Origin of the sequence: Cupriavidus sp. Agwp_2, assembly GCF_040784895.1 — a bacterium.
Lineage (GTDB): Bacteria > Pseudomonadota > Gammaproteobacteria > Burkholderiales > Burkholderiaceae > Cupriavidus.
Map to the genome: position 1 here is coordinate 2,125,496 of NZ_CP088084.1, position 25,471 is coordinate 2,150,966.

The 25,471-nt window shown below is 66.0% G+C and carries 24 protein-coding genes; 12 read left to right on the plus strand and 12 right to left on the minus strand.

What is annotated here, in order from left to right:
* Nucleotides 1-12: 12 nt before the first annotated feature.
* From LPA45_RS27355 to LPA45_RS27365, 3 genes are read right to left on the minus strand one after another with little or no spacing between them, the layout of a single operon-like run.
* The gene (locus tag LPA45_RS27355) at nucleotides 13-327 is read right to left on the minus strand and encodes a non-heme iron oxygenase ferredoxin subunit (protein ID WP_116318980.1); all 315 of its coding nucleotides are present in this window, start codon (nucleotides 325-327) and stop codon (nucleotides 13-15) included.
* A gap of 12 nt (nucleotides 328-339) precedes the next feature.
* The gene (locus tag LPA45_RS27360; protein ID WP_116318979.1) at nucleotides 340-810 is read right to left on the minus strand and encodes an aromatic-ring-hydroxylating dioxygenase subunit beta; all 471 of its coding nucleotides are present in this window, start codon (nucleotides 808-810) and stop codon (nucleotides 340-342) included.
* A 4-nt stretch (nucleotides 811-814) separates the two neighbouring features.
* Nucleotides 815-2,068 carry an aromatic ring-hydroxylating dioxygenase subunit alpha gene (locus LPA45_RS27365; RefSeq protein WP_116318978.1) on the minus strand — a complete coding sequence of 418 codons (1,254 nt, stop codon included), beginning with the start codon at nucleotides 2,066-2,068 and terminating at the stop codon, nucleotides 815-817.
* Between the two features lie 246 nt (nucleotides 2,069-2,314).
* On the opposite strand from LPA45_RS27365, the gene LPA45_RS27370 reads away from it, so the two are divergent.
* The gene (locus LPA45_RS27370; RefSeq protein ID WP_116318977.1) at nucleotides 2,315-3,217 is read left to right on the plus strand and encodes a LysR family transcriptional regulator; all 903 of its coding nucleotides are present in this window, start codon (nucleotides 2,315-2,317) and stop codon (nucleotides 3,215-3,217) included.
* A 91-nt stretch (nucleotides 3,218-3,308) separates the two neighbouring features.
* Here LPA45_RS27370 and LPA45_RS27375 read toward each other — a convergent pair whose 3' ends face one another.
* A complete protein-coding gene (locus LPA45_RS27375; RefSeq protein WP_317922852.1) occupies nucleotides 3,309-4,409 on the minus strand; it encodes an alkene reductase in 1,101 nt (366 codons plus the stop codon).
* A gap of 166 nt (nucleotides 4,410-4,575) precedes the next feature.
* Here LPA45_RS27375 and LPA45_RS27380 point away from each other — a divergent pair, with 166 nt between their 5' ends.
* Complete coding sequence (locus LPA45_RS27380) at nucleotides 4,576-5,490, plus strand: LysR family transcriptional regulator (RefSeq protein WP_317922851.1); 915 nt, start codon at nucleotides 4,576-4,578, stop codon at nucleotides 5,488-5,490.
* A gap of 85 nt (nucleotides 5,491-5,575) precedes the next feature.
* Here LPA45_RS27380 and LPA45_RS27385 read toward each other — a convergent pair whose 3' ends face one another.
* The 6 genes from LPA45_RS27385 to LPA45_RS27410 form a co-directional block, all read right to left on the minus strand.
* On the minus strand, nucleotides 5,576-6,559 hold the full coding sequence (locus LPA45_RS27385) for a tripartite tricarboxylate transporter substrate binding protein (protein ID WP_116318974.1): 984 nt from the start codon (nucleotides 6,557-6,559) through the stop codon (nucleotides 5,576-5,578).
* 73 nt (nucleotides 6,560-6,632) lie between these two features.
* Complete coding sequence (locus LPA45_RS27390) at nucleotides 6,633-10,199, minus strand: indolepyruvate ferredoxin oxidoreductase family protein (protein ID WP_116318973.1); 3,567 nt, start codon at nucleotides 10,197-10,199, stop codon at nucleotides 6,633-6,635.
* Nucleotides 10,200-10,288: 89 nt separating this feature from the next.
* Nucleotides 10,289-11,323 carry an Ldh family oxidoreductase gene (locus tag LPA45_RS27395; protein ID WP_116318972.1) on the minus strand — a complete coding sequence of 345 codons (1,035 nt, stop codon included), beginning with the start codon at nucleotides 11,321-11,323 and terminating at the stop codon, nucleotides 10,289-10,291.
* A complete protein-coding gene (locus LPA45_RS27400) occupies nucleotides 11,320-12,024 on the minus strand; it encodes a GntR family transcriptional regulator (protein ID WP_116318971.1) in 705 nt (234 codons plus the stop codon). The genes LPA45_RS27395 and LPA45_RS27400 overlap by 4 nt, the downstream gene beginning before the upstream one ends.
* A gap of 6 nt (nucleotides 12,025-12,030) precedes the next feature.
* On the minus strand, nucleotides 12,031-13,185 hold the full coding sequence (locus LPA45_RS27405) for a UxaA family hydrolase (protein ID WP_116318970.1): 1,155 nt from the start codon (nucleotides 13,183-13,185) through the stop codon (nucleotides 12,031-12,033).
* A 5-nt stretch (nucleotides 13,186-13,190) separates the two neighbouring features.
* The gene (locus LPA45_RS27410; protein ID WP_116318969.1) at nucleotides 13,191-13,481 is read right to left on the minus strand and encodes a UxaA family hydrolase; all 291 of its coding nucleotides are present in this window, start codon (nucleotides 13,479-13,481) and stop codon (nucleotides 13,191-13,193) included.
* Nucleotides 13,482-13,698: 217 nt separating this feature from the next.
* Here LPA45_RS27410 and LPA45_RS27415 point away from each other — a divergent pair, with 217 nt between their 5' ends.
* The 8 genes from LPA45_RS27415 to LPA45_RS27450 all read left to right on the plus strand — a co-directional run bounded on the left by LPA45_RS27415 (nucleotide 13,699) and on the right by LPA45_RS27450 (nucleotide 20,562).
* On the plus strand, nucleotides 13,699-14,160 hold the full coding sequence (locus LPA45_RS27415) for a hypothetical protein (protein WP_116318968.1): 462 nt from the start codon (nucleotides 13,699-13,701) through the stop codon (nucleotides 14,158-14,160).
* The gene (locus LPA45_RS27420; protein ID WP_116318967.1) at nucleotides 14,150-14,515 is read left to right on the plus strand and encodes a hypothetical protein; all 366 of its coding nucleotides are present in this window, start codon (nucleotides 14,150-14,152) and stop codon (nucleotides 14,513-14,515) included. The genes LPA45_RS27415 and LPA45_RS27420 overlap by 11 nt, the downstream gene beginning before the upstream one ends.
* Before the next feature lie 52 nt (nucleotides 14,516-14,567).
* Complete coding sequence (locus LPA45_RS27425; protein WP_317922850.1) at nucleotides 14,568-15,539, plus strand: zinc-binding dehydrogenase; 972 nt, start codon at nucleotides 14,568-14,570, stop codon at nucleotides 15,537-15,539.
* A gap of 34 nt (nucleotides 15,540-15,573) precedes the next feature.
* Nucleotides 15,574-16,368 (plus strand): TauD/TfdA family dioxygenase, encoded by a 795-nt coding sequence (locus tag LPA45_RS27430; RefSeq protein ID WP_116318965.1) that lies wholly within the window; start codon nucleotides 15,574-15,576, stop codon nucleotides 16,366-16,368.
* A gap of 132 nt (nucleotides 16,369-16,500) precedes the next feature.
* The gene (locus LPA45_RS27435; protein ID WP_271815860.1) at nucleotides 16,501-17,619 is read left to right on the plus strand and encodes a Re/Si-specific NAD(P)(+) transhydrogenase subunit alpha; all 1,119 of its coding nucleotides are present in this window, start codon (nucleotides 16,501-16,503) and stop codon (nucleotides 17,617-17,619) included.
* Between the two features lie 22 nt (nucleotides 17,620-17,641).
* Entirely contained in the window at nucleotides 17,642-17,992 is a 351-nt protein-coding gene (locus LPA45_RS27440) for an NAD(P) transhydrogenase subunit alpha (RefSeq protein WP_195429349.1), read from the plus strand.
* Entirely contained in the window at nucleotides 17,989-19,458 is a 1,470-nt protein-coding gene (locus tag LPA45_RS27445; RefSeq protein WP_271815859.1) for an NAD(P)(+) transhydrogenase (Re/Si-specific) subunit beta, read from the plus strand. The genes LPA45_RS27440 and LPA45_RS27445 overlap by 4 nt, the downstream gene beginning before the upstream one ends.
* Before the next feature lie 36 nt (nucleotides 19,459-19,494).
* Entirely contained in the window at nucleotides 19,495-20,562 is a 1,068-nt protein-coding gene (locus LPA45_RS27450) for a phosphotransferase family protein (protein ID WP_116323103.1), read from the plus strand.
* A 126-nt stretch (nucleotides 20,563-20,688) separates the two neighbouring features.
* On the opposite strand, the gene LPA45_RS27455 is transcribed toward LPA45_RS27450, so the two are convergent.
* Both LPA45_RS27455 and LPA45_RS27460 read right to left on the minus strand, forming a co-directional pair.
* On the minus strand, nucleotides 20,689-21,042 hold the full coding sequence (locus LPA45_RS27455; protein ID WP_116323102.1) for a hypothetical protein: 354 nt from the start codon (nucleotides 21,040-21,042) through the stop codon (nucleotides 20,689-20,691).
* A 157-nt stretch (nucleotides 21,043-21,199) separates the two neighbouring features.
* Nucleotides 21,200-22,954: an FAD-dependent oxidoreductase gene (locus LPA45_RS27460; RefSeq protein ID WP_317920051.1), complete on the minus strand. Its 1,755-nt coding sequence runs from the start codon at nucleotides 22,952-22,954 to the stop codon at nucleotides 21,200-21,202.
* An 858-nt stretch (nucleotides 22,955-23,812) separates the two neighbouring features.
* Between LPA45_RS27460 and LPA45_RS27465 the strand changes: the two genes are divergently transcribed.
* A complete protein-coding gene (locus tag LPA45_RS27465; protein WP_116323100.1) occupies nucleotides 23,813-24,481 on the plus strand; it encodes a (2Fe-2S)-binding protein in 669 nt (222 codons plus the stop codon).
* The gene (locus LPA45_RS27470; RefSeq protein WP_116323099.1) at nucleotides 24,481-25,464 is read left to right on the plus strand and encodes a xanthine dehydrogenase family protein subunit M; all 984 of its coding nucleotides are present in this window, start codon (nucleotides 24,481-24,483) and stop codon (nucleotides 25,462-25,464) included. The genes LPA45_RS27465 and LPA45_RS27470 overlap by 1 nt, the downstream gene beginning before the upstream one ends.
* Nucleotides 25,465-25,471 lie beyond the last annotated feature (7 nt).

The following is a 25,471-nucleotide window of genomic DNA, read 5'->3' on the forward strand; positions in this document are numbered from 1 at the left end:
TGACCGGCGCGTTCAGCCGAGGTCGAGGTAGACCCTGTCGCCTTCGATACGGACCGGATAGGTACGGATGCCTTCGGTCAGCGGGGCGCACATCGCTGCGCCGTTACGGACGTCGAACCTGCCCTGATGGAGCGGGCACTCGATCTCGTGTCCTTCAAGAAAGCCTTCGCACAGGCGCGCGTGGCCATGCGTGCAGATGTTGTCGGTCGCGTAGACGTCGCCGTCGACCCCATACAGGGCGATCTCCCTGCCCTCCACGGCCACGGCGATCACATCGTCCTGCGGGACGCTGGACAGCAGCGCTGCCTCGATCCAGGTTTCAGTCATGAATGGCTCCTGCTAGATGGGGTAGATCAGCGAGTTGGGAATCATCTCGCTATCGAATACGCAGATGCGTGACGCGAAGCGCCAGCCCTCGGGCGTGCGCACGATGGTGTCCAGGTAGCGGCCAACGTTGTACACATCGGTCATCTGGTCCGGCTTGGTGCGCAGCACGGCATAGTTCGTCTCAGCCACGATCTTGTCGGCGCTGGCCTCGCGGATCAGGGGCGTTCCGACAAGGTGGCGCTGGTAGTAGGGATCGTGGAAGAGCGTCTCCCGGATGCCATAGATGCGGTCCTTCAGCATCCCCTTGCTTTCGAGCGACAGCGTGGCGAGCGGCAGCCCGCGCTCATGGTTCTCGCGCGGCTGGACACGATAGAGGCAGTCCTCGGTGAAGAACTCCGGCCAGCGGTCCCATTCGCCGTTGTCCACGGCGCTGGTGTAGTCGGCGTACAGGGCGAGCAGTGCGTAGTAGTCAGTGAAGTTCATGGCCTCAGACCTCCATCACCTTGCGCCAATAGGCGTACATGCCGCGGATCAGGGTCTCGGTGACCATGTGCTCCGTGTTTTCCGCGGTCTTCCCGCCCAGTTCGGCGATCACGCGATGCCAGGGCTTCTGGGAGAAGCCTTCCTGCGAGCATTCGATGGCTTCGCCGTCGTCGGCCGACACGAAGCCCGCGGGGCCGAAGAGGTTGGCCTGGCGCAGTCGGCGCCGCGTCATTTCCCCGGTATCGTCCTCGAAGCCGAAGTGCGTCCAGACGAAGTCGAAGGAGTCGGGGCCGTTGGGCTGGATATGGCGCGTGGACACCGAATTGACCTGCTGCTGGAAGATCACGCTCGGGAACACCGTCATCATCACCGCGGTTGGCTCGCCCCACCATGGTTCGTGGACGATGTCGAGAATGCGGTCGTCGTGCAGGGCCATCTGGTCCTTGAAGCTGGACACGCCGGAGGTCACGTCGCTCTTGCCGCCCTGGCCGCGGGTCGACACCATCGCGGCATGGCGGAACTCGGCATCCATCACCAGGCGGGCCTTGTTGTCCGCCCGCCAGAGCCCGAACGTGACAAACCAGGTATGCAGCAGGCCGGGATGGTAGGGGTCCTTGATGTTCTCCTGCATCAGCTTCCAGTTGCCGGGAATGCGCTGCTTGTTGTAGCCAAGGACCTTCAGCTTGCGGCCATTGAACAGGCGGTCGAAGTAGCCGAGGATGTCCGGCCCGAGGTAGGCTTCGAGCGAGGGCACGTCGTGGTCGAACGAAGCGAACACGACCCCGCCACGTGTCGCGACCTTCAGTTGCGTGAGCCCGTGCTCCTGCGGCTTGAAGTCGGCGGGCATGCCACCGTTGACCTTGCCGTCCTGCTTGACGCCGCGACGCAGTGGCACCCCTTGCAGGTTGCCCTTCAGGTCATAGTTCCACTGGTGGTAGGGGCAGTGGAAATCCTTCCGGTTCCCGCTGCGCTCGCGGCAGAACTTCATGCCGCGATGGGCGCACACGTTCTCGATGACGTTGATCTCGCCGTCCTGGTCGCGCACCAGGATCACGGAACGCTCGCCAAGCGTGGTGCGCTTGAAGTCGCCGGGGTTCGGGATTTCGGCCTCCAGGCCGACATAGTTCCAGTGGCCGCGGTAGAAGCAGCGTTCGAGCTCGCGCTGGTAAAGCTGCGTGTCCGTATAGACGCGGAACGGGATGCGGCTGATGCTGTCGTCGGCCCACACTGGGCGATCTTCATGGGAGGCAGTTGCCATGGCGGGTTTCCAAAGGTGCGAACGGAGTCCGCGCGCGGGCCCGGTGGGCCTGTGCGACGTCTGTGTGCTTGGGCTGACTTCAGGCAGGGAGGGATTCCCTGGCGCGGGCTATTGCCAGAGGCGGGCGAGATTCATGGGGCGTCTCCGTCTGTATTTTCGTATGGAAAGGATCATCGGACATCGACCTCAATAAGCCAATAGAATCCCGGCTATAGTCGATATTCACGAAATCAATAAAGGCGCGCGATGGAATTGAGGGACGTCGACCTGAACCTGCTCGTCGTGTTCGATCAGTTACTGCGGCAGGGAACCGTTTCCGGAACGGCCAGGGCCATGAACCTGAGCCAGCCGGCCGTCAGCAATGCGTTGGCGCGGCTGCGCACCCTGCTGGGTGACCAACTGTTTGTACGGAGCAGCAAGGGAATGCTGCCGACACCACTTGCACAGGAACTGGCCGAGCCGGTTGGCCAGGCGCTGGAGTCGCTGCAGGCAACGCTCAGTCGCAAGATGACATTCGATCCCTTGCGCAGCGAACGCGCATTCCGGATCGCCATGACCGATATCGGCGAGGTCCACTTCATTCCGCCGCTGATGGGTGCGCTTGGGCAACGTGCGCCAGGCGTGACGGTGACCACGGTGCGCAATACGGCGGTCGACCTGCCGGCCGAGATGAGCCAGGGGAGGATCGACCTCGCTGTCGGCCACCTGCCTGAACTCAGTACGGAATTCTTTCAGCGGCGCCTGTTTCGCCAGCGATACGTCTGCCTGTTCCGCCCCGGCCACGCGATGGACAAGAAGAAGGTCAGCATGCGGGACTTCGAAGCCGCGGAGCATGTCGTGGTCACGGCGGCAGGCACGGGCCATGCCCGGGTCGACGAGATCCTTGCCAAGGGCGGCGTACAGCGGAGCATCCGCTTGCGCGTCCCGCATTTCGTGGCACTGGCGGACATCATTGCCACCACGGACCTGGTCGCCACCGTAACCTGGACGTTTGCGGAACGATGTGCCAAGTACTTCGGGCTCAGGTATGTCAACCATCCGTTCGCGCTGCCGGCTATCCAGATCAATCTTTTCTGGCATGCCCGGTATCATCGCGATCCTGCGAATCAGTGGCTGCGCAACGAGTTCATCGAACTGTTTTCGGAATAGGGGCCTGGCTGGAATGGGAGCCACGCCGGGCTGGCCAGTCCACCCCGACGTAATGTGCGAGGTGGCTGGTGGCCGGCTTCCGTGTGTGCGGCTACGTGCGTGCGAACTCGGTGTAGCCCTGCGCGCCGCCACCGAAGTATGTGGCCACCGGGGCGTCATGCAGGGGAGCCTCCAGCCGCAACCGCTCGACGAGGTCGGGGTTTCCAATGAAGGGCTTGCCGAAGGCGATCATATCCGCGTGACCCGAAGCGGTGGCGTCCAGCGCGCGCTGCCGGTCATAGCCATTGTTGGCAATGTAGGCACCGCGGAATGCCGCGCGAAGCGCCTGCGCATCAAACAGGCCGGCGCCGCTTCCGCCGTTTCCGTCGTTACCGCCGTGCAGTTGTCCTTCCACGACATGCAGGTAGGCCAACCCCATCTCGCCGAGTCGGCGAGCCAGGTAGTTATGCGTTTCCATCGGCGTGCTGTCCAGCGGCGTGTCGCCGATTGCGGTGGAGAGCGGCGAAAGGCGGAGCCCCACGCGATCGGCGCCCCAGACGTCCGCAACGGCTTCAACCACTTCTAACGGAAAGCGGGCGCGGTTTTCAATGGAGCCGCCGTAGCGGTCTTCGCGATTGTTGGTGCTGTCGCGCAGGAATTGCTCCAGCAGATAGCCATTGGCCGCATGCACTTCCACGCCATCGAAGCCTGCATCCTTCGCGCGGCGTGCAGCCTGTCGGTAGTCCTCCAGGATGCCGGCGATCTCCCCGGTGGCTAGCTCTCGCGGCATGGAGGGCGGCAGGTGTCCCGCTTCGGTGAAGACGTTGCCGCCGGCCTGGAGCGCGGAAGGTGCTACGGGCGCGGTGCCACCCTCCTGCAAGCTGACGTGCGACATGCGCCCCACGTGCCACAACTGGACCACGATACGGCCGCCGGCTGCATGGACTGCCCTGGTCACGGGTGCCCAGGCAGCCACGTGCGCATCGGTGTAGAGGCCGGGCGTGTAAGCGTAGCCACGGCCCTGGCGCGAGATGTTGGTGGCTTCGGTGATGATCAACCCCGCGGAAGCGCGCTGCCCGTAATAGTCGATGGCCAGCGGCGTCTGGATGCCGTCCATGCCTGCGCGCGACCGCGTGAGCGGCGCCATGGCGATTCGGTTGCGGACGTCGATGGCACCCAGGCGGGTAGGGGAGAAAAGGGCTTCAGAAGACATGGCAGCTCCGGTTTGCTGAGGGCATTTGCAATGTGAGGCGAGGGGCTTGCCGCCTGCCGGGAAGACCGGCGCAGCAGCGCTTCGTTGCAATGCAGTATGTTTGGCGGAGATGCATTGATCCAATTTATTTATTGAATTCAAGTTATATCGTCAGCAATATGACTGCATGCGCTACGACCTGAACCTGTTGCCCGTCTTTCTCGCGCTCATGGAAGAGCGCAGCGTCACCCGCGCGGCCGAGCGGCTGGGGATGACGCAGCCGGCGCTGTCTAACGCGCTGGGTCGATTGCGCGACATGCTGCAGGATCCGTTGTTCATCCGTGAACGGTACGGCATGCAGCCGACCGAGAAGGCCGAAGCGCTGGCCCCCGGCATCGCCGCCGCTGTCGCCCGCCTGGACGAACTGGTGCTCGGCCAGCAGGGCTTCAACCCGGAGAAGGCGGATCGCCTGTTCACACTGGCGCCGAACAGTTACGTCGAATTCGTGCTGGTGCCAGGCATCGTCGCGCGGCTGCGCGAGCGCGCTCCGGGCATTCGGCTGCGGTTGGTGCCGTTCGGGGCGGACCTGGCGGAGACGGGCGTGACATCCGGGGCGACCGCGATGGTGCTGGGCCGCATCATCGACCCGCCGGACAACCTTGTCGTGCAGCCCGTGATGGAAGATGGCCTGGCCTGCGTGCTGCGCGCCGACCATCCGCAAGTCAACAAGCGGATCTCAAAGAAGCAGTATGAGCAGCTCAAGCACGTCAACGTGCTGCCGCCCGGCCGCTTGCGCGCGGGCCTGTTCCAGGTGCTCCAACGCCACGGCCTGCGGCGCGAGGTCGCGATATCGGTGACGCACTTCCTGGCCATTCCGGAAATCATCGCCGCGACGGACTACTGCGCCACGCTGCCCGGCCTGATCTGTCGCCACCTGGCGCGCGATGCCCGGCTGAAGATACTGGCCGCGCCGGTCGACCTGGGCACATTCCCGGTGGAGATGGCCTGGCATGTGCGCTACCGCCATGATCCTGCCCACCAGTGGCTGCGCGACCTTGTCGTCGAGGTCGCTCGCGAAAAGTTGCTCGGAAAGCCGGTTTGAGGGCAGCGGGCAATTTTCCTGGAAAGCGACCCGTCCCGGTCAGGAGAGCAAGGGTGCGGCGCCCCGCAAGCGGGGCGCCAGTGCACTATTCCAGCCGGAAGCCGGTCTGCTTGATGGCCAGCGCCCATTTCTTCTGCTCGGCGGCCATGAAGGTCGCGAACTGGTCCGGAGAGCTGCCGTTCGCCGGCTCATAGCCCTTGCTGGCCAGTTGCTGGCGCACGCCGGGCGCATTCAGTGCCTTCTCGATTTCCTTGCCCAGCAGCGCGACGATCTCCTTCGGCGTGCCGGCCGGCGCCACCAGTCCGTACCACTCGCTTGCCTCGATGCCCGGGAAGCCGGCCTCCGACATGGTCGGGATGTCGGGGAACAGCGGCAGGCGCTGCTTGCTTGCCACGGCGATTCCCTTGAGCTGGCCGCCCTTCACGAACGGCATCACCGCCGGCACGCCATGGAACATCATCTGGATATGGCCGCCGGCCATGTCGGTCAGGGCCTGGGGGCCGCCCTTGTAGGGAGCGTGGACGATGTTGACGTGGGCCATCTCCTTGAAGACCTCGCTGACCACGTTCTGCTGGGTGCCGGGTCCGACCGATGCATAGCTCAGCTTGCCGGGCTCGGCTTTCGCCCGTGCCACCAGTTCCTTGACCGAACCGGCGACCGACGGATTGACGACCAGCATGTAGGGCGAGCTCGCCATCAGGCCCAGCGGCGCGAAGTCCTTGCCCAGGTCGAACGGCAGGTTCTTCTGCAGGCTGGCATTGATGGCCATCGGCGCGCTGGCCACCAGCAGCGTGTAGCCGTCCGGCACGGACTTGGCGCCCATGCCGGCGCCGATGTTCCCGGTGGCGCCCGGCCGGTTGTCGACCACGAACTGCTGGCCGAGGCTCGCGGTCATCTTCTCGGCCACGGTGCGGGTAACGGTATCGACACCACCGCCAGCCGGCCACGGCACAATGATGCGTACAGGGCGGTTCGGGTAGCCGCCGCCCTGGGCCAGGGCGCTGGCGGCGCAGGCGGCGAGGGCGATGGCACCCAGGGCGTGTCCGGCGCGGTGCAGTACGGATTTCATGGTTTTGTCTCCTCGTTGTCTTCTGACGGTCCCCGCGCAGCGATGTGGCGGGGCTTCGCTACACCATTTCTCTTCAGGCAGCCACGCCGGGCCTGCTTGCCTCATGCCGGATCCCGGCACTCTCCCATTGCGCCATCAGCCGGTCCCAGCGCGTCCGGACGGCGGCCAGGTTGCGCGCCTTGACGTGTCCATAGCCGCGGATCTCCATCGGCAGGCGCGCGATCTCGAGCGCCAGGTCCAGGTTCTGCGCGGACAGCTTCAGCAGCAGTGCCTCGATGCAGCTGCGGTATTCGGCGATCAGCGCGCGCTCTTCCTTGCGCTCGGCGGTGTAGCCGAACACATCGAGCGCCGTGCCGCGCAGGCCCCGGAAACGGGCCAGCACACCGAAGGCCGTGCGCATCCACGGACCGTAGGCGCCCTTGACGGGCTGGCCGTCCTGGTTCTTCCTGGCGAACATGGGCGGCGCGAGGTGGTGCACCAGGCGGACCTTGCCTTCGAACATCGACTCGATCTGCTTGCGGAACGCGGCGCCGGTGTGCAGGCGGGCCACTTCGTACTCGTCCTTGTAGGCCATCAGCTTGAACAGCGAGCGCGCCACGGCTTCAGTCAGACGGGTGCCGCCCACGACCGCTTCCGCCGCCTTCACGCGGCCGACAAACGACTCGTACTGCGCCGCATAGGCCTGGTTCTGGTAACCGGCCAGGAACTCGGCGTGCTGCTTCACCAGTTCCTCGAGCGGCAGCTTGCGCACGAACTGGATCACCTGTGCGTCGGCGGCGCGCACCGGCACTCGCGACATGTCGTGCGCGCACATCCGGCCCCATTCGAAGGCAGCCTTGTTGCTGTCCACCTGCACGCCGTTGAGCTCGATTGCACGCATCAGCGCGGCATGCGACAGGGGCACGCGGCCCTTCTGCCAGGCGTAGCCCAGCATCATCAGGTTGGCGTAGATGGACTGGCCCATCACGCCCTTTGCCACCTGTTCGGCGTCAAAGCTGCCAACCTGGCCATTGCCGACAGCCTGCGCGATGCGGCCCACGGCATCCCCGGCCTGTGCGTCCCAGTCCGGATTGCGCACAAAGGCGGCGGTGGGGGTGACATGGCTGTTGAGCACGACATAGGTGCGCTCCGGCGACATGGCGGCAAGCGACGCCTTGCTGGCCGCCACCACCGTATCGCAGGCAATCACCAGGTCGGCCATGGCGATATCGACGCGGCTGGCATGCAGGGCATCCGGGCTGGCGGCAATCTGGATGTGGCTCCAGGTGGAACCGCCCATCTGTGCCATGCCGGTGGCGTCCTGGGTGATGACGCCTTTGCCTTCCAGGTGCGCGGCCATGCCGAGCACGCCGCCGATCGTCACGATGCCGGTGCCGCCGATGCCCGCCACGACGATGCGCCGCGGCGTCGCCGCGTCGGGCAGCGCGGGCATCGGGATGTCATCCGGGGCGGGAGGGCGCTTGCCGCCTGCCGACGGCTTCCTGAGCTGGCCGCCCTCGACGGTGACGAAGCTGGGGCAGAAGCCCTTGGTGCAGGAAAAATCCTTGTTGCAGGTGTCCTGGTTGACCTTGCGCTTGCGGCCAAACTCGGTCTCCACCGGCTGCACGGCCAGGCAGTTGCTCTCCACCGAGCAGTCGCCGCAGCCTTCGCAAACCAGCTCGTTGATCACCACGCGCCGGGCCGGGTCGGCCATGGTGCCGCGCTTGCGCTCGCGCCGCTTCTTGGTGGCGCAGGCCTGGTCGTAGATGATCGCCGTGACGCCGCTCACTTCGCGCAGTTCGCGCTGCACGGCATCCAGTTCGTCGCGGTGGCGCACCGTGACGCCCGTTGCCAGGTTGGCGACACCCTTGTACTTGTCCGGTTCATCCGTGACCACCACGATCTGCCTGGCGCCCTCGGCGGCCAGCTCGCGCGACATGGCCGGCACGTCAAGCTGCCCGTCCACCGGCTGGCCGCCGGTCATCGCCACGGCGCTGTTGAACAGGATCTTGTAGGTCATGTTCACGCCGGCATGGATGGACTGGCGTATCGCCAGCAGGCCAGAGTGGTTGTAGGTGCCGTCGCCCAGGTTGGCGAACATGTGGTTGCGCTTGCTGAACGGCGCCTGGCCCATCCAGTGGACGCCTTCGCCCCCCATCTGCGACCAGGAGGAGGTCGAGCGGTCCATCCACACCACCATGCCGTGGCAGCCGATGCCGGCCGTTGCGACCGAGCCTTCCGGCACGCGGGTGCTGGTGTTGTGCGGGCAGCCCGGGCAGAACCACGGCAGGCGGTCGGTGCCGCGCGAATCACCCTGGGCGGTGGCGCGTTCCTTGGCCTCGATTTCCTTCAGGCGCACGTCCATGCGCGCCGCCACGTCGGCCGGCACGCCGAGCAGCCTGAGGCGCTGGGCGATGGCCTTGGCCACCAGCGCCGGCGACAGGTCGGCCTTGGCGCGCAGCAGCCAGTCTTCGGCCGGCCTGGGGTGGCTCCATTCGCCACCCACGCCGTCGGTGTGGTGGTACTTGCCGAACACGGCCGGGCGCGCCCCGGGGGGATAGTGGTACAGCTCGTCCTTGAGCTGCTGCTCGATGAGCGGGCGCTTTTCCTCCACCACCAGCACTTCGCGCAGCCCGTGCGCGAACTCGCGCACGCTGAGCGATTCCAGCGGCCACACCACGCTGACCTTGTGGACCCGGATGCCGAGCGCGCGGCAGGCGGCGTCATCGAGTCCGAGGTCAAGCAGGGCCTGGCGCGTATCGCTGTAGGCCTTGCCGCTGGCGATGATGCCCAGCCGGTCGCTGGGGCCCTCGACCACGTTGCGGTTCAGGCGGTTGGCACGCACATAGGCGAGCGCCGCCGGCCACTTGAACTCCATCATGCGCGCCTCGGCCGCGAGCGGATCGTCCGGCCAGCGGATATGCAGGCCGCCCTCGGGCATGGCGAAGTCTTCCGGCAGCAGGATGCGGACGCGGTCGGAGTCGGTGACGACGGAGGCGCCGGACTCCACCACCTCCTGCACGGTCTTCATGCCCGACCACAGGCCGCTGAAGCGGCTCATGGCGAAGGCATGCACGCCCAGGTCGAGGATGTCCTGCACGTTGGACGGGAAGAACACCGGCAGGCCGCAGGCGATCAGGGTGTGGTCGCTCTGGTGCGCCAGCGTGCTGCTCTTGGACACATGGTCGTCGCCGGCCAGCGCGATCACGCCGCCCAGCCGCGAGGTGCCGGCCAGGTTGGCGTGCTTGAGCGCATCGCCGCTGCGGTCGACGCCGGGGCCCTTGCCGTACCAGATGCCGAATACGCCGTCGTACTTCTTGCTGGCCGCGTCGAAGTCGAGCTGCTGCGATCCCCACACGGCCGTCACACCAAGCTCTTCGTTGACGCCGGGCTTGAAGACGACGTGGTTGTCGGCGAGATACTTCTTCGCCTGCCACATGGCCTGGTCATAGGTGCCGAGGGGCGAGCCGCGGTAGCCGGAAATGAAGGCGGCGGTGTTGTGCCCGGCCAGGGTGTCGCGCCGCCGCTGCAGCAGCGGCAGCCGCACCAGGGCCTGCACGCCGCTCATGTAGGCGCGGCCGGATTCCAGCGCGTACTTGTCGTCGATCGACACGGCTTCCATGGCCTTCCGGGCTGCATCAGGGAGTATTGGAGCGTTCATAGGACGGAATCAGCCAGTGTGGGGTTGAGTAGGGGCGGCCGGCGTCTGCCGGTAGCCCGGTTATCTGTGATGTCGTCGTGGATGTCTGGCTAGGCCGGGAACGGAATCGCGAGTTGCCTGCCCAGCGCGGCCAGCTCCTGGCCGATGGCGTCGGGCAGCGTGATGCCGCCCTCGCGGCCTTCGCGCTCGAGGGCATCGCCGCGATGGCCCGGAAGCCTCGCGTCGGTGCCGCCGGCGGCAAGGTAGTTGCCGCTCCAATGGGCCATGTAGTCGGCGAACACGCCCTGGCCGGCGAAGGCTTCGGGCCTGACGAGCCAGACAAAGCCGCCCTGGCGGCCGACGGCGCCGCCGCTGCCGACGTGGTTGCGCTCGGGAGAGAGCGAGTCGGCGGTGGCGGCGAGGGCGCCGGCCAGGCACTCCACCATCATGGCGATGCCGATGCCCTTGTGCCCCCCGGTGGGCAGCAGCGAACCGGCCAGCGCACGCTGCGCATCGGTGGTCGGCTGGCCCTCGGCGTCGAGCGCCCAGCCCTCGGGAATGGGTTTGCCTTCGCGGGCGGCAAGCAGGATATGGCCGCGCGCGGCGACGCTGCAGGCCACGTCGAACACGATCGGCGCATGGCCCGGCAGGGGGCAGCCGAAGGCGATGGGGTTGTGGCCGATGGCAGGGCGCGCGAAGCCCTCCATGCCCAGCACGGGCGGGGTGCGTTGTCCGACCATGCAGAAGGCACCCGCCTCGGCGGCCAGCAGCGCATGGATGCCCAGTGCCCCGAGGTGGCCGCACGACTGCACCGCAACCAGCACGGATGCGCTCGATTCCAGCGCCTCCAGGCCAAGGCGCACCGCATGCGGCCCGGCGATCTGGCCCATGGCGCCGTCGGCGTCCAGCACAATGCCGCCGGCGAAGCTGCGGTGAGACATCGCGGCGCGCGGATTGAAGTCGCCGGCGCGCAGGCGCTCGACATACGAGGGCACGCGCGTCATGCCATGGGTCTTGTAGCCGCGCAGCTCGCTGCGCACCAGCGCGGTGGCGGCCTGCGCGGCTTGCCCGGGCGCCACGCCGCACGATTCGAACACTGCAGACGTCCAGCGCTCCAGGCTCTGGGCGCTTACTCGCGTAGTCATGAAGATTTCTCCCGCACGATCATCAGCCGCTCCGAAAAGGGGGCAGCGTAGACCGACTGGTAGTAGAGCGGCTGGTCGCGCAGCGTGTAGCCACGCATTTCCATGATGAAGGCCGGCGCCTCCGGGGCCAGGCCCAGCTCGCGGGCAACCGTTGACGGCGGCGTGCCGAAGCGGATCCACTGGTCCACGCGCAACGTCGGCAGCGACAGCCGCTGGCCGATCAGCTCGCGCAGGTTCTTCTCCAGCGCCTCGCGGTCCAGGCCGCCCAGTTGCGCGAAGTCTTCCTCGCGCAGCCAGAATTCGCTGTAGAGGTCAAAGCGACCCCCGACATTGATCACGCGCTCGATCCGCACGTAGCCATCGCCTTCGAGGAACTCCGCCCACGGTCCCTTGCGCTTGATGCGCTTGACCGAGCGTGCGTGGACGTAGGACGGCAGTTCGTTGCCTTCTTCGTCGCGGAAGCGCAGGTAGCGCACGTCCGCCGGCGCCACGCGCGTGCCGGAGACGAAGGTGCCCCGCCCCTGTTCGCGCGTGATCAAGCCCGAGTGCGTCAGCCGGATCAGCGCCTTCTGGATGGTGCCCACGCTTACGCCGTGCATGGCCGCCAGCTCGCCTTCCGACGGCAGGCGGTCGCCCTCGCGCAGTGCGCCGGATTCGATGGAGCGGATGATCGCGTCGGAGACGCTGTTAAGTTTGGTCATGGTTGCTCAGAGGCTCAGTGCGAATCGACTGATCGCGGTCTCCCGGATATCGAGCACCTCGCTGGTCAGCCGCGTGCCGGATGCGACATCCACCGCATAGGCATACAGCTGCTCGCCGAGGTCGGAGATCTTTTCCCCGCGTTGCAGGACCCCGCTGACGTCGAAGTCAATGTTGTCGGCCATGGTGTGCAGGGTATTGACGTTGCCGCACACCTTGACGGTCGGTGCCACCATGCTGCCGATCGGGTTGCCCACACCGGTGCCGAAAAAGGTGAGCTGGCACCCGCCGGCGGCAAGCGCAGTCAGATTTTCCACTGCCGCGGCCGGTGCGTCCATGAAATGCAGCCCCTTCTTCTGCGGCGCCTCGCCGTAGCGCAGCACGCCCACCAGCGGGCTGGTGCCGGCCTTGGCCATGGCGCCCAGCGCCTTTTCCTCGACCGTGGTCAGGCCGCCGCGCTTGTTGTCGGGCGAAGGCTGGTCCTCGCGCATGTCGACGCCGCGCGAGATGGCCAGGTTTTCCATGTTGCGCACCGCGCTGACGAAGGCCTCGCGCACGCGTCCGTCGGCGGCGCGTTCGGCGAACAGGTGTTCGGCGCCGATGAACTCCGACGTTTCCGAGATGATCACGGTGCCGCCCTCGGCGATCACCATGTCGGCCATGCGGCCGATCACCGGGTTGCAGCTCAGGCCCGAGGTGGTATCGGACCCGCCGCACTCCACGCCGATCACCAGCGACGACACCGGGCACGGCACGCGGCGCGCGCGGGACGCGGCCAGCGCAAGGCGCGTGGCCTTGCGGGTGCCTTCGGCAATGCAGTCAACGGTGCCGTTGGGCTGCAGGTGCACGCGCTCGACCGGCTTGCCGCTGAGCTGGATGCGGCGCGCCACTTCTTCGGTGGACGAAGGCTCCAGGCCTACCAGCAGCACCGAGGCAATGTTGGGGTTGCGCCCCAGGCCGGCCAGCGACTCGAAGGCGAAGTCCAGGTCGGCGCCGAACTGGCCGCGCACGAACAGCGTGGTGACCGGAATGCAGCCGGCCACGGTGCGGGCAATGGTGCGGGTGACCGGGTTGCAGTTGTCCATCACGGAGACCACAGCGACCCAGTTGCGCACGCCGACCGCGCCGTTCTCGCGCGGGTAACCGAGGAAGGTTGTCGCCATCTGCTTTACCCCTTTTGCAGGTCGCCGCGGGCGCGCGCCGACTCGATGTTGTGAACATGCATGTGTTCGCCGGCACGCACCGCGCAGCTGGCGCGGCCGATGACCTGGCCGTACTTCAGGATGGTTTCTCCCGCTACCGTGTCGGCGATGCAGATCTTGTGGCCGAACGGCACGTCTTGCAGCAGCACCAGCGTGCCTTGGCGCTCGCCTTCGAGCGCACAGGGTTCGCCGGCCGCGCCAGCGTCCAGCAGGGTGGCCACATTGTCGGCCGGGTTCAGTACGATGGCTCGGTGCATTAATCAACTCCTGTATAGGTGTTGAGATCCAATGTAGGGAATCTGCCCGCACGTAGTCAAGAATAAATAGGCAAACTCAGCAAAAACCACTACTCCTGCGGTGTAAGTCCTATATAGAAGTTTGTTGACATCGGTCCGGCCGCTGTCTATCGTCATGACAACGGCGATGTGGTTGGCGCCGCCACCTCGACGCAGTGAACCTAGGGAGAAGTCGGACATGAACGTCATGTCACACAAGGAGAAGATCGTGAAGTTGCAGGCCCTGCGCGCGCGCCTGGATCCGCTGCAGGACTTCGGGCTGTGGTTCTGGGCAGGCATGACTGCCGGTACCCATGCCGTCAATGCAGCACTGCACCAGGCCGGCATCACGCTGGACGACGACCGGTTCCCGACTCAACCGGGCGTCTATCTGGTGCCGCAGCCCGATGGCAGCCTCAAGCCTGCGTTCCGGCCGCTGGGCGACGTACTGCACGTCGGCCGTCCCAAAGTGGAGGGGCCGGTGCCCGCGGATATCGCCGAGATGATGGAGGCCATGGAGCACATCGAGCACTACCGGGATCCCTGCCTGCGCGAGGGGCTGGCGCCGACCGCCGAGATTGCCGGGGGTTGCGACGCCGCGCTGCGCCGCTGCCTGCATTTGCTGGAAGCGCGCCTGGAGGGGGGCCGTCATGGACATTGAACAGCACATGGCGATGGCCCGCAGCATCGAGGCATCGCTGCAGAAGTGCACCAGCGCCGACTATGAGATGGCGATCGAAGGCGCGATGCTGGCGGGAACGCACTGGCTGAACGCGCTGATGCACAAGCTGGGCGCGACATCGCCACAGGAAGACGTGTTCCACACCTACCTGCTGACGGTCAACGAATTCCGGCGGCTGGCGGTGGCGGCGGAGAAGCCGCTGCAGACCCTGGCCGCCATCGAGGACATGCGGGCGCCGTTCGTACGCGGCAACTACCCGGGTGGCGAAGCCGCCGCCGAACGCGCGCTGGAACTGCTGTCGCTGATCCGTGCGACGGCACTGGGCGGCACATAGCCGATACAGACACAGCAAGAGACAAGTCGACAGACAGGTAAAGGAGACAGCAGTGAAGGCAGTCCGTGTAGTGCCGGGCCCCGAGGGCGGCAAGGTAGAAGTGCAGGATATCCCCGTGCCGGTAGCGGCAGCGGGGCAGGTACTGGTGAGGGTGCGCGCCGCCGGCCTGAACCGTGGCGAGATCAACCAGGCGAAGGAGTTGCGTACCGGCAATACGATCACGACCGGCGTCGAATTCGCCGGCGAGGTGGCGGAAGTGGGCGAGGGTGTCAGCGGCTGGCGCAAGGGCGACCGCGTGATGGGCCATGGCCGCGGCTGCCAGGCGGAGTACGTGGTGGCCGACCCGATGGCGCTGATCCCGGTGCCGGATGGCCTGTCGTGGATCGATGCCGCGGCCTTCCCCAACGTCTTTATCACCGCGCATGACGCACTGGTCACCAACGGCCGCCTGGTGGCGGGCGAGTCGGTGCTGGTCAACGGCGCCTCGGGCGGCGTGGCCATGGCGGCGATCCAGATCGCCTCGTTGATGGGTGCGCGGCCGGTGATTGCGTCGTCGCGCTCGGCGGCCAAGCTGGACAAGATCAGCCAGTACGGCGTGGATGTCGGCATCGACGCCTCGCGGGACGACCAGGTCGAGGCGGTCATGCAGGCCACCGGCAGCAAGGGCGTCGACATCATCATCGACACGGTCGGCGGCCCGGTGTTCGAAGCCAACATGAAAAGCCTGGCGGTCAAGGGCCGCCTGGTGAATATCGCGCGGCTGGGCTCGGCGACCGCCGAGATCGACCTGGCGCAACTCTGGCTCAAGCGCCTGCAGCTGATCGGCGTGACCTTCCGTACCCGCACGGAACAGGAGCGGCTGGAGTGCATCCAGGCCTGCGCCCGGGACATGCTGCCATTCCTGCGCGCGGGCCGTGTGCGGCTGCCGATCGACCGGACCTTTGCCATGACCGACATCGACGCCGCGCATGCCTACATGAAGCAAGACCAGCACGTTGGCAAGATCGTGCTGCTGGTCGACTGATTTCACCGAAAAGCCTTAGACAAGAGGAGACATGATGACAATCCAGATCAAGCCGCTGACCGGCTCCGTGGCAGCAGCCGTGACCGGTGTCGACCTGAACCAGCCGCTCGACGACGCCAGCTTCGGGATCCTGCACCGGGCGTTTCTGGAGCATGGCGTGCTGGTGTTCCGCGGCCAGCACCTGCAGCCTGCCGCCCAGGTTGCGTTCGCCCGGCGCTGGGGCACGCCGGTACAGGGCAACCCGCTGCTCAAGGGCCTGACCGAGTTCCCCGAACTGGCCCAGGTCACCAAGATCCCCAAGGAAACCGCCTCGACCGAGGCCTGGCATTCCGACTCGATCTATACCGAGGTGCCGCCGAAGATCTCGATCCTGTCGGCGGTGACCATCCCGGTCGGCGGCGACACCATGTGGTGCAACCAGTACGTCTCGTATGACCGCCTGTCGCCGGCGATGCAGCGCATGATCGAAGGGCTGCGGGCCCGCTTCTCGGGCGCGCGGCTGGCCAGGATGACCGGTTCGGACAGGGTGCCGACAGCCGTGCACCCGATTGTGCGCACGCACCCGGAGACCGGGCGCAAGGCGCTCTATGTCGGCCACCCCGACACCGCGCAGTGCATCGAAGGCATGACCGAGGCCGAGAGCCGTCCGCTGCTCGACTTCCTGTACGAGCACTCGGTGACGCCGGACAACGTCTACCGCCATATGTGGCAAGAGGGCGATGTGCTGATGTGGGACAACCGCTGCACCATGCACTACGCCGTGCATGACTACGGCAATGCCGAGCGGGTACTGAACCGCGTCACGCTGGAAGGGGACGTGCCCCGCTGAGTAGTACCGCCCTGAGTTGTACCGCCCTGAGTGGTACCGCCAATCCGGCGCCCCCTTGCCGCAGATCCGGCAGGTGGCGCCCGGCACCAAAGGTGTTCGTCCCGCTCGCGGATGGACCACACGGAGATGGATATGCAGATTGGGATCCCGACTGAGACGCGGGCGGGAGAGGCGCGTGTTGCCGCGACACCGGAGACCGTCAGGAAGTACGTCGCCCAGGGCCACAAGGTAGTCGTCCAGGCAGGCGCCGGCTTGAGTGCCAGCCAGCCCGATGGCGCGTACGAGGCGGTCGGCGCCACCATTGGCACTGCCGCCGAAGCGCTGGGCGCACAGGTGGTGCTCAAGGTGCGCGCCCCGGACGACGCGGAACTGGCACAGATGAAGCCGGGGTCCGTGCTGGTGGGCATGCTCAACCCCTTCGATGCCGAGAACAACGCGCGCATGGCGGCGGCCAACGTGACCGCCTTCGCGCTCGAGGCCGCGCCGCGCACCACGCGCGCGCAGAGCATGGACGTGCTCTCGTCGCAGGCCAATATCGCCGGCTACAAGGCCGTGCTGGTGGCCGCGCACCACTACCAGCGCTTCATGCCGATGCTGATGACCGCCGCCGGCACCGTCAAGGCCGCGCGCGTGCTGATCCTCGGCGCCGGCGTGGCCGGCCTGCAGGCGATCGCCACCGCCAAGCGGCTGGGCGCGGTGATCGAAGCGTCCGACGTGCGCCCCGCGGTCAAGGAACAGATCGAATCGCTCGGCGGCAAGTTCCTCGACGTGCCGTTCCTGACCGACGAAGAGCGCGAGATCGCGCAGGGCGTGGGCGGCTATGCGCGCCCGATGCCGCCGGACTGGATGAAGCGCCAGGCCGAGCTGGTGCACCAGCGCGCGATCCAGGCCGACATCGTCATCACCACCGCGCTGATCCCGGGCCGCAAGGCCCCGGTGCTGCTGCAGGAAGCTACCGTGCAGCAGATGAAGCCGGGCTCGGTGGTGGTCGACCTGGCCGCCGCGCAGGGCGGCAACTGCCCACTGACGGTGGCCGACGAAGTGGTCGAGCGCCACGGCGTCATCCTCATCGGCCATACCAACCTGGCCAGCATGGTGGCGGCCGACGCCTCGGCGCTCTACGCGCGCAACGTGCTCGACTTCCTCAAGCTGCTGATCGACAAGGACGGCAAGCTCGCGATCAACCCCGACGACGACATCGTCGCGGCCTGCCTGATGACGCGGCGCGAGCAACTGGCGCTGGCCAGCTGAACCGGCAATCTAGGAGATATCGATGGAAATGGTTAGCCACACGGTGATCAACCTGATCATCTTTGTACTGGCGATCTACGTGGGCTACCACGTGGTCTGGACGGTCACCCCCGCGCTGCACACGCCGTTGATGGCGGTGACCAACGCGATCTCGGCCATCATCATCGTCGGTGCCATGCTGGCGGCCGGCCTGACCGAGGGCTACGTTGGCCGCGCCATGGGCACGCTGGCGGTAGCGCTGGCGGCGGTCAATGTGTTCGGCGGCTTCCTGGTCACGCAACGCATGCTGGAGATGTTCAGGAAGAAGGCACCCAGGGCGCAGGCTGAAGCCAAGGGGCAGCCTGGCGGCAAACTGGCGGAGGTGGCGCAATGAATGGCCTGTCGATGAATATGGTGACGCTGTCTTACCTGGGCGCGTCGGTCTGCTTTATCCAGGCGCTCAAGGGGCTGTCACACCCGACCACGGCGCGGCGCGGCAATGCCTTCGGCATGGCCGGCATGGTGGTCGCGGCGCTTACCACGGTGGCGCTGATCTTCAAGCTGAAGGGCGAACTGCTGTCCGGCGGGGCGGACCCGTCCGCGCCGGGCACCGGCCTGGCGCTGATCCTGGCCGCGCTGGTGGTGGGCGGCGGCATCGGCGCCTATGTGGCAAAGAAAGTCCAGATGACCAAGATGCCGGAACTGGTGGCGGCGATGCACTCGCTGATCGGCCTGGCGGCGGTGTTTATTTCGGTCGCGGCAGTGGCGGAGCCCGCGGCGTTCGGCATCACGGCTGCCGGTTCGCATGACATCCCGCTGGGCAACCGGATCGAGCTGTTCATCGGCTGCTTCGTTGGTGCCATCACCTTCTCGGGCTCGGTGATCGCCTTCGGCAAATTGGCCGGGCGCTACAAGTTCCGCCTGTTCCAGGGCGCGCCGGTGGTGTTCGCCGGCCAGCACTGGCTGAACCTGCTGCTGGCGGTGGCGATGGTGGGCTTCGGCATCGCGTTCTTCCTGACGCAGGCATGGATGCCGTTCCTGGTCATGCTGGCGATTGCCTTCGTGCTGGGCGTGCTGATCATCATCCCGATCGGCGGCGCCGACATGCCGGTGGTGGTGTCGATGCTGAACTCGTACTCGGGCTGGGCGGCGGCGGGCATCGGCTTCTCGCTGAACAACCCGATGCTGATCATCGCCGGCTCGCTGGTGGGATCGTCCGGTGCCATCCTCTCGTACATCATGTGCCGGGCGATGAACCGCTCGTTCTTCAACGTGATCCTCGGGGGCTTCGGCAGCGACGCCGCCGCCGCGAGCGGCCCGGCAGGGCAGGCCCAGCGCAACGTGAAATCGGGTTCGGCCGATGACGCCGCCTTCCTGATGGGCAATGCGGAGACGGTCATTATCGTCCCGGGCTACGGCCTGGCGGTCGCGCGGGCCCAGCATGCGCTCAAGGAACTGACCGAAGCGCTTACGGAAAAGGGCGTGACCGTGAAATACGCGATCCACCCGGTGGCGGGCCGCATGCCGGGCCACATGAACGTGCTGCTGGCCGAGGCCGAAGTGCCGTACGACCAGGTCTTCGAGATGGAAGACATCAACAGCGAGTTCGGCCAGGCCGACGTGGTGCTGGTGCTGGGCGCCAACGACGTGGTCAACCCGGCGGCCAAAACCGATCCCAAGTCGCCGATCGCCGGCATGCCGATCCTGGAGGCGTACAAGGCCAAGACCATCATCGTCAACAAGCGCTCGATGGCGGCCGGCTACGCCGGCCTGGACAACGAACTGTTCTACATGGACAAGACCATGATGGTGTTCGGCGACGCCAAGAAGGTGGTCGAGGACATGCTCAAGGCCGCCTGAGGCGAGGCATCGGCAGCAAATGGGAGGAGACAAGTCATGATCCAGCAAGGACGCAACCCCGGTGTTCCCGCCGTCGGCGCGTCGGCTTTCAATAGCGCTGCCCTGGCGGCGCTGCTGCACGCGGAAGGCCTGACCGAACGGCCCGAACTGACCGTGGAGCGCCTGGCCGGCGGCCAGTCCAATCCGACCTACCGGCTGGCCTGCGACGCGCGGCAGTACGTGCTGCGCACGAAGCCGCCGGGCCAGTTGCTGTCGTCTGCCCACGCCATCGACCGCGAGTACCGCGTGATGCAGGCCCTGCGCGACAGCGAGGTGCCGGTGCCTCGGGTCTGCCTGTACAGCGAAGACACCGAGATCCTTGGCACGCCGTTCTACGTGATGGAATTCCTCCAGGGCCGCGTGATCTACGACCAGTCCCTGCCAGGCCAGTCCCCGCGACAGCGTGCCGCGATCTATCGCGAGATGAACCGGGTGATCGGCGCCTTGCACCGGGTGGACTACCGCGCCGCCGGCCTGGCGGACTATGGCCGGAGCGGCGGCTATGTGGCGCGCCAGGTCGCCCGCTGGGCCGGCCAGTGCCGCGATGCCGGCATGGACGATAACCGGGCGCTGGCCGCGCTGGCGGACTGGCTGCCGCAGCACGTCCCGGACGCGGAGCAGACCAGCGTGGTGCATGGCGACTACCGCATGGACAACCTCGTCTTCCATCCCACTGAGCCCCGCGTCATCGGCGTGCTCGACTGGGAGCTGTCCACGCTCGGCCACCCGCTTGCGGACCTGGCCTACCACTGCATGAGCTGGCATATCCCGGCCGACCTGTGGCGTGGCATCGGCGGGCTCGACCTGCAGGCGCTGGGCATTCCCGACGAGGCGACTTACCTGCGCTGGTATGGCGAGTCCAACGGCACGCATGCGCTCGAGCACTGGGACTTCTATCTCGCCTACAACTTCTTCCGGCTGGCGGCGATCATGCACGGCATCGGCCAGCGTGCCAGGAGCGGCAGCGCCGCCGCGGCGGATGCCGTCGACACCGGCAGGAAGGCGGTGCCGCTAGCAGAGCTTGGTTGGCAATTTGCCATGCGCTACAGCGCGGCGGGGCGCTAGCGTCGGCAGCGGGATCGCGCATGACGCCTTAAGCAAAAATGGCCCGTCGCTGTGTGCGACGGGCCTTGACTTTCGTTGTCGGCCATCCCGGGCAAACCGGGAAGGCCACGTAGCGAAAGACTTCCGCTACTGCTTGCTCTTGGCTCCGTCGGTGTATGGATCAGCCTTGCCCGCTTTTGCCCCGTCGGTATATGGATCAGCCTTGCCAGCCCTTGCGCCATCGGTATACGGGTCAGGCTTCACTGTCGGAGCCAGGTCAGTGCGTGTCGAGGACTTGGCGCCATCCGTATACGCGTCGAATTTCCCGGCTTTTGCACCGTCCGTATAGGTGTCGAATTTCCCGGCTTTTGCACCGTCCGTATAGGGATCCGCCTTTCCCTTGGCCCCCTGCGTGTATGGATCCACAGCTTTTTGCGCGTAGCCGGGCAGAGCTAGCGATGCTCCGAAGGCCGCAATTACCGCGATAACAATCGCTCTCATTTCTTTCTCCCGAGATTATCAACCTCGCTCAATCGTAGAACCCGGCGGACGCCAGCGACACAGCCAGGGTGGCATCGCCAGGCGCGTCTGCAATGGGGTGCCTCCACATAATAGGTCGTATTGTCAAACCATTCAGATATTGCACGGCCGACTGCGGTCAGGCCGGTCCGGGGTGCACCATGCTCCGCTCTTCGGCCAGCAGACTATGGATCTGTGCCACCACGGCTGCACCTTCACCCACCGCGGCGGCTACGCGCTTGGTGGACGCAGAACGTACGTCGCCGATTGCGAAGACGCCCTTGACACTTGTCTGCAAGGGCAAGGTCTGCACTGCGGCGGTGTCGGTGCCGGTCAATACAAAGCCCTTGCTGTCCAGCGAAACCCCGCAAGACTTCAGCCAGCCGGTATTCGGTTCGGCGCCGATAAATACGAACAGGTGATGGGTGGTCATGCTGCCTTCGGTACCGCCGGCCCCGCGGTAGTGCACGCGCCTGAGCTGCACGTCGCCCTCGAGCCCCTGGAGTTCGATGCGGGTATGCAGCGTCAGGTTTGGCAGCGACCGAACCCGCTCGACCAGGTAGCGTGACATCGTTTGTTCGAGGCTTGGGCCACGGATGAACAGGTGCACATGCTCGGCGTGCGATGAAAGGAATACCGCGGCCTGTCCCGCGGAATTGCCCCCGCCGACCAGCACCACCGGTTCCTTGCGGCACACCCTGGCCTCGACCGGGGTCGCCCAATAATAGACACCGGAGCCCTCGAAACGCTCAAGTCCATCGAGGACAGGGCGCCGATATTCCGCGCCCGTCGCAATGACCGCAGTCCGGGCAAGGATGCGCTTCCCATCGGATAGTTCGAGGACGCGCGGGTACTTGTCGCAATACAAGGCCTTGACTTCGCATGGGATCGCGATATGGGCGCCGAACTTCTGGGCCTGCACGAACGCGCGGCCCGCGAGTTCCTGGCCCGTGATGCCGGTGGGGAAGCCCAGGTAGTTCTCGATGCGCGCGCTGGTGCCCGCCTGGCCGCCGGGCGCGCGGCAGTCGAAGACAGCGACAGACAAGCCATCCGATGCCGCATAGACGGCCGCGGCAAGCCCGGCAGGGCCGGCGCCGATGATCGCCACGTCATAAACATGCTTCGGATCGAATTCGGGGATCAGCCCCAGGCAAGATGCGAGCTGGCCGACATCGGGATTGCGCAGCACGGTGCCGCTTGGACAGACGACGAGCGGAAAATCGTCGGGCTGCGGCGCAAGGCGCTTGAGAAAGGCAATGGCGTCCGCGTCCTGCTCGGCGTCCAGCGCAACATTGGGATAGTTATTGCGGCGCAGGAAATTCTGCAGTTCAAGGAAACGTGCATTGCCGGGTGCGCCGACAATGACGGCCCCGCGTCCACGTTCGACTGCCACGACGCGCCTCAGGATCAGGGCGCGCATGATTTTCTCGCCAATATCGGCTTCCTTGATCACCAGCGCACTCAGTTCATCGGGCCGCAGCAGCACGGCCTTGACCTCTTCGATGACCTGCGCGTCGACGATGGCAGGCTTGTTGGAAAGCTGCGTGATATCCGACGTGAATTCGCCGTGCCGCGAATAGGTGTGGATGATCTTCCGGCGATTCAGGCGGTCGCGGATGATGATCCGAACCTGTCCCGACAGGATCACGAATACACCGGGGCAGAGGCTTCCCGCACGATAGAGGAAATCGCCTGCCGGGTAGTGGCGCAGCTTGCCAAAGCGGCACACCCTTTCCACCTCGGTATCGCTGAGGACCGGAAACATCTGCTCGAAACGAGGATGGTCGCGCAGGACCGAATCTTCCTCGAGGGTATCGTCGCCTTCGCGATGGTCTGCACTCGCTGCGGGATCTGGCGACGGCGCTTCGCGTGCTTCGTCCGGGTCATTGTTCATCGCCAATCCTCCATGGCCTCCTCGCCAACGCTCGCTGCTTCCGGGGCAGGGTTCGCGGACTTGGCCACGTCAAATATAGGGCAAACCGGAATGAGTTCGGGGTGTACCAGGCTCGCCCAGCGCACTTGAGCGCATTCGGTCACATCGCGCCATGCGTTAGTCGACACACTGGGTTCAGCCTGCGCCCTCCGTCATTGCCGATTTCACCTGTGCATGCTTCTGCATTTTTTTGCGCTTGTCGCCTGTCCCCGTGGCCAGCAAGCAGCCGCTGACCGCGCCCGCCATATCAGCAACTCGCAGTTGCGTATGAATCCCCATTGTTTAGCCTGGTGCTACCCCCTCCTGAACCGCCATCCCCCGCCCCGCCGACCATTCCGGCAGCGGGGCATCTTGCTTTAGAACGCTTGAGGAAATCGCAAGCGAAGCGGGCAAAAAAATCGTTTGTCAGCGAGCGCTGCGGCAACAACCATGCAATGGCCAGCCAGCCAGGCGCGCCCTGCGGCTCGCAACCGAAAACCACCCCAGCGATAGGACAAGTCAAGGCACGATAAGACAAATGCAGACATTGCCAGGCTCCGCGCGCATTTCAGCGCCTCCTTGAAAAAGCCAACGTTGTGAATAAAGTTAGAGCGCGCCGTACCCGCTTCTTGGCCCCGCTTCTTGGCCCCGCTTCTTGGCCTCGATTCTCTGCCCCGATTCTCTGCGCCGCTTTTCTTTCAATCCTGTCATCTTCCGCGCTGCGCATGCGCAGATGACAAGCCTGCAATGTCAGGCGTGCCCATGGGCGAGGCAGCCGGCACGATGGCCGTGCGGTGCGTCTGCGTCAGCGTTCCCCACGCTCCGAAACGGAGAATGAATATGGAAGACCACACCACTGCGCCCGCGGCAGGCTATGGCCCTGCTCCTGATGGCGAAGCCGTCACGCTCACGCGCCGCCGGTTCCTGCAAACCGTCTGCACCTCCGGCGCGGGGATTACGAACGTGGCCTGGTCGCCTGGCGCATCCGGCGAGCCCGCGCCGCAGGTGCCCGCGCAAGCCGGCGCCGCCGCGGGATATCCCGTCACGCTGAAGGTCAACGGCACCACGCACCGGCTGACGGTGGCGGCCAATGCCATCCTGCTCGACACACTGCGCGACCAGCTGCACCTGACCGGGACGAAGAAGGGGTGCGATCACGGCCAGTGCGGCGCGTGCACGCTGATCGTGAACGGTGTCACGGTCAATGCGTGCCTGTCGGTGACGGTGATGCACGACGGCGACGAGATCACCACCATCGAAGGGCTGGCCCCCGCTGGCAAGCTGCACCCGGTGCAGCAGGCGTTCTGGGACCACGACGCCTACCAGTGCGGCTACTGCACGGCGGGTCAGATGATGAGCGCGGTGGGCATCCTGCAGGACAAGCGGATTCCGGCCGACGACGCTTCGGTCCGGGAAGCGATGAGCGGCAACATCTGCCGCTGCGGCGCGTACAAGAACATCGTCACGGCCATCCAGGACGCGCGCGGCAAGATGCGGAGGAACGTCTGATGCGGAACTTCGAATACGCGCGCGCCGCCGATGTCGAGCAGGCGATCACGCTGCATGCGCACGGCGGCGACACGGTCTTCCTGGCCGGCGGCACGACGCTGCTGGACCTGATGAAGCTCGACATCATGCAGCCCGCCCGCGTGGTGGACATCCACAAGCTCAAGCTCGACCAGGTCGAGCCGCTCGGCGATGGCCGGGTGCGCATCGGTGCCATGGTCAGCAACACCGACCTGGCCCGCCACGAACATATCCGCACGCACTATCCCGCGCTGTCGCAGGCATTGCTGTCCGGTGCCAGCACCCAGCTGCGCAACAAGGCCACGACCGCCGGCAACGTGATGCAGCGGGTGCGGTGCGGCTATTTCCGTGACGGGGTCTCGGCGTGCAACAAGCGCAACCCGGGTTCGGGCTGCGCCGCCATCGAAGGCCTCAACCGCAATGTGCACGCGGTGCTTGGCGGCAGCCCGCACTGCATTGCCGCGCATCCGTCCGACATGTGCGTCGCCATGGTGGCCATTGGCGCGACGGTCCACGTGCAGGGGCCGAAAGGCAAGCGCGATATTCCGTTTGCGGATTTCCATCTGCTGCCCGGTGACACGCCGTGGAAGGAACATGCGCTGGAAGCCGGCGAGATGATTACCCATATCACGCTCGATGCGCCGATGCCCGGCAGCCGCTCGGCATACCTGAAGCTGCGCGACCGCGGCTCGTACCAGTTCGCGCTGGCCTCCAGCGCCGTGGTGGTCGCGCTCGATGGCAGCGTCGTTCGCGATATCCGCATCGCGCTGGGCGGCGTCACGACCAAGCCGTGGCGCGCGGCCAACGCCGAGGCCGTGATGCGCGGCAAGCCCGCGTCGGAAGCGTTGATCCGCGAGGCCGCCGCAACGGCAATGGCTGGCGCGCAGTCTTACGGACAGAACGGCTTCAAGCTCATGCTCGGCCAGCAGGCCGTCATGCGGAACCTGTCGCTTCTCATGGCCTGAAGGGGGG